Origin of the sequence: Aurantimonas sp. C2-5-R2 (assembly GCF_036549495.1) — a bacterium.
GTDB classification, from domain to species: Bacteria; Pseudomonadota; Alphaproteobacteria; order Rhizobiales; family Rhizobiaceae; genus Aurantimonas; species Aurantimonas coralicida_A.
This window is the reverse complement of sequence record NZ_JAZHLJ010000103.1, coordinates 1-10,232: the sequence shown is the minus strand read 5'-3', so window position 1 is coordinate 10,232 and position 10,232 is coordinate 1. Positions and strand designations below refer to the sequence as shown.

8 protein-coding genes and 3 pseudogenes are annotated in these 10,232 nt (G+C 67.4%); 7 read left to right on the top strand and 4 right to left on the bottom strand.

Annotated features, from left to right (window positions below):
- The first annotated feature begins 94 nt into the window (after positions 1-94).
- Positions 95-1,333, top strand: a complete 1,239-nt coding sequence (locus tag VQ044_RS22325) for an aminotransferase class III-fold pyridoxal phosphate-dependent enzyme (protein ID WP_331827773.1) — start codon at positions 95-97, stop codon at positions 1,331-1,333.
- Here the strand turns inward: VQ044_RS22325 and VQ044_RS22320 are convergent.
- Positions 1,311-1,418 (bottom strand): annotated as a pseudogene (locus VQ044_RS22320) (ATP-binding protein); the annotation flags it as partial. The gene VQ044_RS22325 and the pseudogene VQ044_RS22320 overlap by 23 nt on opposite strands.
- 454 nt (positions 1,419-1,872) lie before the next feature.
- The gene (locus VQ044_RS22315) at positions 1,873-2,052 is read right to left on the bottom strand and encodes a helix-turn-helix domain-containing protein (RefSeq protein WP_327649669.1); all 180 of its coding nucleotides are present in this window, start codon (positions 2,050-2,052) and stop codon (positions 1,873-1,875) included.
- Between the two features lie 198 nt (positions 2,053-2,250).
- On the opposite strand from VQ044_RS22315, the gene VQ044_RS22310 reads away from it, so the two are divergent.
- The 5 genes from VQ044_RS22310 (at position 2,251) to VQ044_RS22290 (ending at position 8,635) form a co-directional block, all read left to right on the top strand.
- Entirely contained in the window at positions 2,251-3,042 is a 792-nt protein-coding gene (locus VQ044_RS22310; RefSeq protein ID WP_331827772.1) for a hypothetical protein, read from the top strand.
- A gap of 218 nt (positions 3,043-3,260) precedes the next feature.
- Complete coding sequence (locus VQ044_RS22305) at positions 3,261-4,301, top strand: GlxA family transcriptional regulator (protein WP_327625367.1); 1,041 nt, start codon at positions 3,261-3,263, stop codon at positions 4,299-4,301.
- A 146-nt stretch (positions 4,302-4,447) separates the two neighbouring features.
- Complete coding sequence (locus VQ044_RS22300) at positions 4,448-5,434, top strand: ABC transporter substrate-binding protein (RefSeq protein ID WP_327649671.1); 987 nt, start codon at positions 4,448-4,450, stop codon at positions 5,432-5,434.
- Positions 5,435-5,501: 67 nt separating this feature from the next.
- Complete coding sequence (locus tag VQ044_RS22295) at positions 5,502-6,542, top strand: quaternary amine ABC transporter ATP-binding protein (RefSeq protein WP_327625365.1); 1,041 nt, start codon at positions 5,502-5,504, stop codon at positions 6,540-6,542.
- Positions 6,542-8,635, top strand: a complete 2,094-nt coding sequence (locus tag VQ044_RS22290) for an ABC transporter permease (RefSeq protein WP_327649672.1) — start codon at positions 6,542-6,544, stop codon at positions 8,633-8,635. The genes VQ044_RS22295 and VQ044_RS22290 overlap by 1 nt, the downstream gene beginning before the upstream one ends.
- A 99-nt stretch (positions 8,636-8,734) precedes the next feature.
- Here the strand turns inward: VQ044_RS22290 and VQ044_RS22285 are convergent, their stop codons facing one another.
- Complete coding sequence (locus tag VQ044_RS22285) at positions 8,735-8,857, bottom strand: hypothetical protein (protein WP_327625363.1); 123 nt, start codon at positions 8,855-8,857, stop codon at positions 8,735-8,737.
- A 49-nt stretch (positions 8,858-8,906) separates the two neighbouring features.
- Here VQ044_RS22285 and VQ044_RS22280 point away from each other — a divergent pair.
- Positions 8,907-10,008: pseudogene (locus VQ044_RS22280) on the top strand (IS5 family transposase).
- A gap of 131 nt (positions 10,009-10,139) precedes the next feature.
- Here VQ044_RS22280 and VQ044_RS25895 read toward each other — a convergent pair.
- Positions 10,140-10,232: pseudogene (locus VQ044_RS25895) on the bottom strand (IS6 family transposase); the annotation flags it as partial.

The window sequence follows — 10,232 nt, the reverse complement described above, 5'->3', positions numbered from 1 at the left end:
CATCTGCGACCTGTTCGAGCCCGAAGAATGTTGGAACTACCTCAAGGCCGCTGGCTATGTTGCAGATTAATCGCCTGACGCTCTAGCCCGGGGCGTGACCGACCGGAAGATCGTGATCAAGTTCGAAGGACACTATCACGGCTGGCTCGACAGTGTCCTGGTCAGTACGGCAACGCCGATGGAGCAGGCCGGATGCGAGGATACGCCTTGCAAATGGTTGGCCAGCGCCGGCCAGGATCCGGAGGCATCGGTCAACTTGGAAGTCATGTCGTGGAACCGGCGCGAACCGCTGTTATCGCGGATCGCGAAAGGAGATGTCGCCGCCGTCATCATGGAGGCGGCCATGTGCAACAGCGGTGGCATATTCGCAGAGCCGGGGTATCTGGAAGCAGTGCGCGAGGCCTGCACGAAATCCGGCACGGTTCTGATCTTCGATGAGGTCATCACCGGATTTCGCGTTGCTCCGGGCGGTGCGCAATCGCGCCTCGGCGTGACACCCGATCTCGCCATCTTCGCCAAGGCCATAGCTAACGGATTCAGCGTGGCCGCTGTGGCGGGACGGGCTGACATGATGGATCATCTGGGCACGGGGCGGATCATGCATGGCGGCACCTACAATGCCCAGCCCATTGCCATGGCGGCGGCCATCGCGACCATGGACCGGTTGTGCCAGCCGGCCACTTTCGAGGCGCTGGAACGTAACGGCGCCCGGTTGAAGAACGGCATCGCGGATGCCTTCACCGACGCCGGATTGACCGCGACCGTTACCGGGTTTCCGCAAATCTTCACTGTCGCCCTCGGGCTGACGGAGCCTGCACGCAACTTTCGCGGGTTGGCACGTATGAACCGTGCGGGCTACCGGATGTTCACGGTGGCCCTTCTGGGCAATGGCGTGCGAGCACTGGAACGGGGCGCCTGGTTCATGTCGACAGAGCACGACGAAGCTGTGGTGGACGAGACGATTGCCATCGTGAGCCAGACTTTGGTCGAAATCGCCCCAAAGATCGCCACGATGAAAACTTTGTCAACNTGTGGTGGACGAGACGATTGCCATCGTGAGCCAGACTTTGGTCGAAATCGCCCCAAAGATCGCCACGATGAAAACTTTGTCAACGACGGAGCAAATCCAGGCCAGTGGGGCGGAGTAAAATCAGGCCACGGCGATGGCAGGCAAGACGCACGAAGGGGCCCCTTCGTGCGTCGGCTATCGGGTTTGGGGATCAGGTCGCGGAGATCTCGCCGGTTTCCGGATCGGCGGCGTCGTCGATGGCCTGGTTTTGCTCCGCCCTTTTATCGGACGCAGGGGAGCGGCGCCGGCCCGACGACTGCTTGAGCCGGTAGCTGTCGCCGTTCATCGTCAGGATGTGGACGTGATGCGTCAGGCGATCGAGCAGCGCGCCTGTCAGCCGCTCCGAACCAAACATCACAGGCTACCCCCATTCTCGATGGGGTGGTGTCTCATTTGACGGTTGTCGATGCGCATCACGGCCTTGCGGGGCAGCGCCTCGAGTTCGTTTCGGACCAATCGGCGCGGGGTCCGGCGTTCGTCGTGGTGCGGTTGCCTGACGGACGCCGTCGCTCAATCCGGCGTTCGGTAACCGACCTTGGGAGCGAAACGTCGGCGGGTCCGGATGCCTCGGGCGCCATGGCCCGTGTCAGCGTCCGAACGCTGCTCACATTGATGCGCCATTTGAACAGCAAGGTTGCCTCTCCTATCAAGGAGGTGATTCGCGATGAACGTCCAGTCGAATCCGTGTCGCTCAGCGGCCCAAACCGTAAGTGCACGGCTCGCCTGAACAAGCGCGGCGCCGACTTCACGCGGCTATATTTCAAACAACGTGACAGCGCCGCCGGGACGCAGATCTCCATCCGTCAAGACGGACCACTTCCAGGAGCCCCGGTGGATTCCAGCGCGTTGCGCCGGACCTCGCGCGAGATGGTCGACGCCGCGCGGCCGAGCGCCTTGGCGATCACCCGAAGCGACAGGCCGTCGGCCCTGAGATCCGCGAGCCGATCACGCTCCTCGGCCGTGAGGTGGCTGTATCCTGACATGGCAACACCGTTCTCCGTTTCGAGACAGACGGATACATCATCCGCCCGCGGTGTTGCGCTTCACGATGGAACTCACTCCCACTTCCGCCTCCTGTTCAAAAGCGCCACTGGTCCGGCGCTTCTGTGCATCATGCGCCGTCGAAATCTGCCTATGCCATTGGCCATCATGATGAGCCACCGCTCCGGGAGGGAGAGACAGTGACAGTGACAGTGACAGTGACAGTGACAGTGACAGCCAGTGCTCCAGTTCAGGCTCCGAAGAACGCGACTTACTTCAAGGAACCGACCCTCGTGACCCGCCGCGACGCGGTGCGGTTTCTCTGGGGCGACGAGGATTCGCATTTCGTCGCCGACCTCGTCTATGGCCGCGGCGACCGGCTGGCGGCACTGGTCTACAAGCTCGCCCCCGGCGAATCGTTCGGCTCGTCGAAGACCTGGCGGCCGCTCTACGACCAGGATCGCTACTACTACGTGGCTCAGGGCGAGCTGACGATCCAGGACCCCGAATCCGGCGACGTCGCCGTCGCCCGCGCCGGCGAGGCGGTCTACTGGCGCGGGATGCGCTACCACTACGGCTACAATTTCGGCACCGAGGAGGTGTTCGTGCTCGACTGGTACGCCCCGCAGGAGCGGGCGGCCAACGTGCCGGAGATCGAGACCTCGGTGAAGAAGCGCGCCATGACCGGGCGGCAGGAGGGACGGACCGACCTGCTCGGCAGGTGGCCGACCGACGCGCTGAAGGACCTGCATGACCGCTACGAGCAGGGCCGCATGGTCAGGCTTGGCGAGGACACCGCCCTGCACTTCATCCTCGGCGAGCAGGACCCGGTGCTGATGAACCTCTACGCCTCGACCGAGGCGCTGACGGCCGGCACCTTCGCGCTCAGGCCCTCGATCATGGCCGAGGCCGAGCAGCACCCCGGCGACGAAGTGCTGTTCGCGCTCGAGGGCTGCGTGCACGTCTACCTGCCGGAAACCTACGACTGGTAGGAGCTTCACCCGCTCGACTGCCTGTTCCTGCCGGGCGGCACGCCGCACCGCTACTGCAACAACGGCGCAGTGCCGGCCAAGGCGGCATTCTGCGTCGCCCCCGACTACCGCTGACCGGCCGGCCGCGGCGGCAGATTGACCGCCCGGCCGCGCTTCCCTAGAATGCCCTCCGCCGCGCTGGCGGCGGCACGGGCGGATCGGCGACGGGACCATCGGCGATGGCGGAATGTGACGGCGGCCTGCCTGGCAACACCGGCTTCCTGCTGCTCCCGGGCTTTTCGATGCTGGCGCTGTTCGGCGCGATCGAGCCGCTGCGCCTGACCAACATCCTGCTCGGCCACCGCCACCACCGCTGGCGGATCTACACGCCCGACGGCGCGCCCGCCCGGGCGAGCTGCGGCATGACGATCCCCGCCGATGCGGCCGCGGCGGCCGTGCCGCCCAAGGACGACCCGGCCTGCCTGATAGTGGTCTCGGGCTTCGACCCGTGGCCGCAGCCCGACCGGCGCCTGAAGAGTTGGCTGCGGCGGCTCGACCGCCGCGGCGCCATGCTGGGCGCGGTCGATACCGGGGCGTTCCTGCTGGCTTCGGCCGATCTGCTCGCCGGGGTCCGCACGGCGGTGCACTGGGAGAGCGCCGACGCCTTGCTCGAGATGTTCCCCGAGCTGACGCTGTCCGAGAACCTCTACGAGATCGAGAAGCGGCGCCTGCTCTGCGCCGGTGGCGCCGCCGTGCTCGACATGATGATCGCGCTGCTGCAGCGGACCCACGGCGCGGCGCTGGCGGCGGGCGTTGCCGACCGCCTGATGCATGCCGGCGGGCTGAACCGCGCGCATCGGGTGTTCTCGGCGGCGGCCGAGCCGGCGCCGGTCAGCGATACCGACGTGATCCGGGCGATCGAGGCGATGGAGGCACGGGTCGAAACGGTGGTGAGCATCGTCGAGATCGCCCGGTCGGCGAACGTCTCGAAGCGCACGCTCGAGCGGAAGTTCCGGCAGGTGCTCGACCGGACGCCCAGCCAGGTCTACCTGCACTGCCGGCTCGCGCAGGCCCAGGGCCTCCTGCGCAACACCGACATGAAGATCCGCGAGGTCGCCCTGGCCTCCGGCTTTTCCTCGATGTCGTATTTCTGCCGGACCTACAAGCGCCGGTTCCGCCGGCAGCCCGGCAGCGACCGCCGGCTCGACTACTCGCTGGTCGAAACCGCCGGTACGCTCGGTCCCGGCCCGGCCCTCCTCGGTCCGGGCGCGCCGCGTTGAACTCGAAAGTCATCGGCGTGGCGCATTTGAGCAAGCGCGGTGGGGCGCAGGTGAGATACTCGGGAGAATACAAGGAGCCGGGCGGCGTCCCGCCCGCCGAATCAACGCCCCGGCGCCAGACAGGGCCGGAGGGAGGAACCACACCGATGATGCACCAGACACTCTCCGTTGCCGCCTTCGCCGCCGTGCTGTCGGCGGCCGCCCTCTCGGCGTCTCCGTCGCCGGCGCAGAGCGTGCCCGAATCCGCCGATCCGATCGTGCTCAGCAAGCTCGACTGGACCGGCCAGTTCGTCACCACCGAGGTCGCCGCCGAGATCTTGCGGCGCATGGGCTACAACGTCGAGATCCTGCAAACGACCCAGGTGCCGATGATCGAGGCGATGAAGGAAGGCCAGATCACCGCGTCGCTCGAGAACTGGTACCAGGCCTTGGCGCCGCAATACCGGGCGGCGACCGAGGCCGGCGAGATCGTCAAGTTCGGCCCCACCGGCCTCGAGGGCTCGGAGGGCTCGGAGGGCTGGTACTACCCGGCCTATGTCGAGGCGAAGTGCCAGGGCCTGCCCGACTGGCACGCGCTGAAGGACTGCGCCGACATCTTCGCGACGCCCGAGACCGCGCCGAAGGGCCGGCTGCTCGACTACCCGGCCGAGTGGAACCCCGACGCGCAGAACTGGATCGACGCGCTCGGGCTCGACGTGGTGGCGCTGCCCTCCGGCGGCGAGGGCTCGACCGCGGCCGAGCTCCGCTCGGCCACGCTGCGCGAGGAGCCGATCCTGCTGCAGTGGTGGGAGCCGACCTGGGTGGCCACCGAGTTCGACCTCAAGCGGGTCATGCTGGACGAGGGCGCCGAGGGCTGCACCGCGGCCGAGCAGGCGGGTATCGAGACCCGCAAGTCGTTCGACTGCACCGGCGGCACGATCGAGATCGCCAAGCTCGCCTGGCCGGGGCTGGAGGAGAAGTGGCCCGCCGCCTATCGTTTCCTCGAAGCCTATCAGATGACCAACACGATGCAGGGACCGATGGCCATGGCGATCGAGACCGAGGACCGCAAGCCGGAGGACGTGGCGAAGGAATGGGTGGACCAGAACGAGGCCGTCTGGAAGACCTGGGTCGACGCCGCGACGCAGAAGTGACCCCCCGGGGCGCCCCGCCCCGGTCGCCGCGGCGACCCTTGCTGCCCCCATCCCACCGATGAGCCCGATGCCGAGCGAGCCGCGCATCAGCTGCCGCCATATCTGGAAGGTGTTCTGCGCCGACGCCGCCGAGCAGCTGCGCGCATCGTGTCAGGCGGCGCCCGGGAGCACAGCCGCGGTGGCCGAGGCGCTGCGGCAACGCGGCTGCGTGCCCGCCGTCTGCGATGTCAGCTTCGACGTCCGGCCCGGCGAGATCTTCGTCATCATGGGCCTCTCCGGGTCGGGCAAGTCCACCGTCGTGCGCTGCCTGTCGCGGCTGATCGAGCCGACCGCGGGCGAGGTGCTGGTCGACGGCCAGAATATCGTGGACCTCTCCGAGGCCGAGCTGATCGAGCTGCGCCGGCACCGCATGGGCATGGTGTTCCAGAACTTCGGCCTGATGCCGCACATGACGGTGCTGGAGAACGTCGCCTACCCGCTGCGCGTCCAGGGGGTCGGCCGGGCCGAGCGGCTGGCGAGGGCGCGCGAGACCATCGAGCTGGTCAGCCTGGCGGGGCGCGAGCACAGCTACCCGCGCGAGCTGTCGGGCGGCATGCAGCAGCGGGTCGGGATCGCCCGCAGCCTGGCGGTCAAGCCGGACGTGTGGTTCCTCGACGAGCCGTTCAGCGCGCTCGACCCGCTGATCCGGCGGCAGATGCAGGACGAGTTCCTGCGGCTGCAGTCGATGCTGCAGAAGTCGATCGTGTTCATCACCCATGACTTCCTCGAGGCGCTGAGGCTGGCCGACCGGATCGCCATCATGCGCGGCGGCGAGGTCGTGCAGATCGGTACCGCGGCGGAACTGGTGCTCAGCCCGGCCGACGACTACGTCGCCGACTTCACCCGCGAGGTGCCGCGCGAGAAGATCGTGACCGCACGCGACATCCTGGAGCCTGCCGCCGGGCCGGTCGACGCCGAGGACGGCGTGCCCGCTGGCGAGACCCTCGACGGGCTGCTGCAGCGCTTCTGCGGCCGCCGCGAGCCGCTGCCGATCGTCGACGAGGCGGGCCGGGTGCTCGGCCGGGTGACGCTCGACCGCGCGCTCGGGGCGCTGCGCAGGATGGGCTGATGGCGAGCATGGCGCAAGACGTCCTGCCCGACCTGCGCCGCCGCCCGGACCGGCTGCCATTGCTGCGGCTGGCGCTGGTGGCCGGGGCGTCGACGGCGATCCTCGCCGCCGGGCAGACCGGGCGGCTCGCCGCGGCGCCGGCCGAGGCGGTGGTGCCGCTGGCCGACTGGCTGAGCGCGTTCCTGACCTGGTTCTCCGACACTTTCCAGGCGCTGTTCCGGGCGCTGTCATTGCTGCTCGCTTGGCCGATTGAGCAGATCCGGGCGATGCTGCAATGGCTGCCCTGGCCGACGCTGGTGCTGACCGCCGCGGCGATCGGCCAGATGGCGGGCGGGCGGAGGCTGGCGGCCTTCTGCGCGCTCACCTTCCTCTACATCATCGCCATCGGGCTCTGGGAGCCGACGGCGGTCACACTGGCGCTGATCGCCGTGGCGGTGCCGCTGTCGGCGCTGCTCGCGCTCCTGCTCGGCATCGCCGCGTTCCTCTGGCCGCCGATCTGGCGGCTGCTGCAGCCGCTGCTCGACCTGATGCAGACGATCCCGACGCTCGCCTACCTGCTGCCGATCCTGGCGCTGTTCGGGATCGGGCCGATGATCGCGGTGGTGGCGAGCGCGATCTACGCGATTCCGCCGATGGTGCGCGCCGTGGTGCACGGGCTGCAGCGGATCCCGCCGGAGATCGTGGAATCGGGGCTGATGTCGGGCTCGAACCGTCGCCGACTGCTGGCCTGGGTGCTGGTGCCCTCGGCGATGCCGACGATCCTGCTCGGGCTCAACCAGACGATCATGGCCGGGCTCAGCATGGTGGTGATCGCCTCGATGGTGGGCGGCGTCAGCGATATCGGCATCGAGGTCTACCAGGCGATGAAGCAGGCGAAGTTCGGGCGCAGCATCCTGGCCGGGCTGGTGATCGCGCTGCTGGCGATGACCATGGACCGGGTCAGCCGCGGCTTCGCCGGGCGGAGCGGCGACGGAGAGCCGGTGGCCCTGGCCACCCGCGGCGCGGCGCTCGTGCTGCTCGCCGCCGCCGGCGCCAGCCTCGCCGCCGCCTGGGCGGTGCCGGCGCTGCGGACCTACCCCGAGGCTTGGGTGCTGCGCCCGGCGCCGCTGCTCGACGCGGCGCTGGACTGGTTCACCGTGGTCTCGTTTCCGGTCACCTCGGCGCTGAAGACCTACACCGCCTATTTCGTGCTGCTGCCGCTGAAGATCGGGCTGCCGCAGGCGGTACGCCCCAATGTCTGGGGCTTCGAGATGAGCGCCGCCGTCACCTATGGCTATGTCGCCGTCCTCGCCGCCTGCAGTCTCGGGCTCCTGCTGGCGCGGCACTGGGCGCCGGCGCTGGGGCTCGGGGTGCTTGGCATCTACTATTACTTCGGCACGACGGGCACGCCCTGGCTGTTCACGATCGCCCTGCTGACCGCCGCGGGCTGCTGGGTCGGCGGCTGGCGAGTCGGCCTGGTGGCGCTGCTCGGCATGCTCTTCATCCTGCTGACGGGCAGCTGGGATCGGGCGATGGTCTCGCTGGAGCTGACGGCCGTCGGTGTCGCCGTCTCGGTGCTGGCGGGGACGGCAATCGGCGTCTGGGCGGCGCTGAACGATCGCGTCTCGGCGGTGGTGCGGCCGATCTGCGACACCCTGCAGACGATGCCGATCTTCGTCTTTCTGATCCCCGCGGTGATGGTGTTTCTCGTCGGCGAGTTCACCGCGCTGGTGGCCATCGTGCTCTACGCCATCGTCCCGCCGATCCGCTATGGCGAGCTCGGCATCCGCGGTGTTCCGCCCGAGCTGACCGAGGCAGCCCGGATGATGGGAGTGACGCGCCTGCAGATGCTCTGGCAGGTGCAGTTGCCGGTGGCGCTGCCGGAGATCGCGCTCGGTGTGAACCAGACCGTGATGATGGCGCTGACGATGGTCGTGATCGCCTCGCTGGTGGGCGCCCCGGGCCTGGGCCAGGACGTGCTGATCGCCCTCAGCCGCGGCGACGCCGGCCGCGGCCTAGTCGCCGGCCTCAGCATCGCCGCGCTGGCGATCGTGTTCGACCGCATCGTCCAGGCCTGGAGTGTCGAGCGAAAACGCGCGCTGGGACTTCAATGATCGAGGCTGACGTGATCGGCGTTTGCCCACTCAGCGCAATGAATGAGGTATTGTCACGTTGTCCGGACGCAGGCGCAGCGGAGGCGTCGATGCCGGAGATCAGGCGGCGCAAGTCGCAAGGTGCCATGCGTCGATCGCATCACCGCGAAACTGACGCATCGTGCGGCGGGAAATCAGGTGACGCTGGATGTTGAAGGTGGAGACCTCGAAAAACCTCCTCATTCGTCTCGTTTTATGATTCCATCGTCCTGACCGAGATCGGGAGGATGTCATGCGGGGACAGCCGGGGTTCTGGGACGTCGACGAGCGATATGTCCGGCTGAGCGAGGCCGGCGATCCGCTGGAGAAGCTGAACGCGATCGTGCCGTGGGAGGTGTTCCGCAAGCCGTTATCGAAAGCGTTGAAGCGCTCGGACGGGGCGAAGGGCGGCAGACCGCCCTACGACGCCGTGCTGATGTTCAAGGTCTTGGTTTTGCAGGCGCTTTACAACCTCTCGGACGACCAGGCCGAATTCCAGATCCAGGACCGGTTGTTTTTCATGCGCTTCCTCGGTCTCGGGATCGCTGAGAAGGTGCCGGACGCCCCCTTCGGCAGGCTCAGGATGAGAGACGATCTGGCTGTTCCGCGAGCATCTGGCCGAGGCCGGCGCGATCGGGAACCTGTTCGCCCGTTTCGACAAGCACTTGGACAAGGCCGGCTACCTGGCGATGGGCGGCCAGATCGTGGACGCGACCATCGTCGCGGCGCCGAAGCAGCGCAACACCGAGGACGAGAAGACCGCGATCAAGGCTGGCGAGGTTCCGGAGGCCTGGAAGAACAAGCCCGCCAAGCTTCGCCAGAAGGATCGCGACGCCCGCTGGACGGTGAAGTTCTCCAAGGCCAAGCCGGCGGCGCCGGGAAAGCCGCAGCACATCGACAGTGCGGTGCCGAGCTTCGGTTACAAGGACCACGTCTCGATCGACAGGCGCTTTGGCTTCATCCGCGGGTGGTCGGCGACGAGCGCGTCAGCCTACGACGGCGCCCAACTCTCCAACGTCGTCAACCGATCGAACACCGGCTCGACGGTCTGGGCCGACACCGCCTATCGGTCGGCCAAGAACGAGGAATGGCTGGAGAAGAACGGTTATATCTCCGACATTCACTGCAAGAAGCCGAAGGGGCGGCCGATGAGCAAGCAGACATCGCGTGCCAATGGCCGGCGCTCGGCGATCCGTTCGAAGGTCGAGCACGTCTTTGCCCGCCAGAAGGGACCGATGCGGCTCTTTATCCGCACCATCGGCATCGTGCGCGCCGAGGTGAAGATCGGCATGGCAAACCTTGCCTATAATCTCACGCGACTCGTCTGGCATCAGGGGCGAGGTGCGCCTGCATGACGGCGAAATCGCCGTCGAGGACGTCACCCCGCGTCACGTGAAACTAAAAATCACCAACATCGTCGGCTTGCACCATGGTCAGCGCCGACCCCCACCCTGAAAAGCGCAATCTCGTCGGTAATTCGAGGTGCCCAGGTGTTGTAGATGGCGGCGTGAGTGGAGAGGAATTGTTGGGCCGACCGCGGCGACTTGAAGCGCTGCATCCGTCGCTCCCGTTGCCGCAC

What these genes read in the sequence shown, in the direction of transcription:
- VQ044_RS22315 (WP_327649669.1), bottom strand. Translation starts at nt 2,052, where the DNA reads ATGTCAGGATACAGCCACCTCACGGCCGAGGAGCGTGATCGGCTCGCG.
- VQ044_RS22305 (WP_327625367.1), top strand. Translation starts at nt 3,261, where the DNA reads ATGGCGGAATGTGACGGCGGCCTGCCTGGCAACACCGGCTTCCTGCTG.
- VQ044_RS22300 (WP_327649671.1), top strand. Translation starts at nt 4,448, where the DNA reads ATGATGCACCAGACACTCTCCGTTGCCGCCTTCGCCGCCGTGCTGTCG.
- VQ044_RS22295 (WP_327625365.1), top strand. Translation starts at nt 5,502, where the DNA reads ATGCCGAGCGAGCCGCGCATCAGCTGCCGCCATATCTGGAAGGTGTTC.
- VQ044_RS22290 (WP_327649672.1), top strand. Translation starts at nt 6,542, where the DNA reads ATGGCGAGCATGGCGCAAGACGTCCTGCCCGACCTGCGCCGCCGCCCG.
- VQ044_RS22285 (WP_327625363.1), bottom strand. Translation starts at nt 8,857, where the DNA reads ATGAGGAGGTTTTTCGAGGTCTCCACCTTCAACATCCAGCGTCACCTG.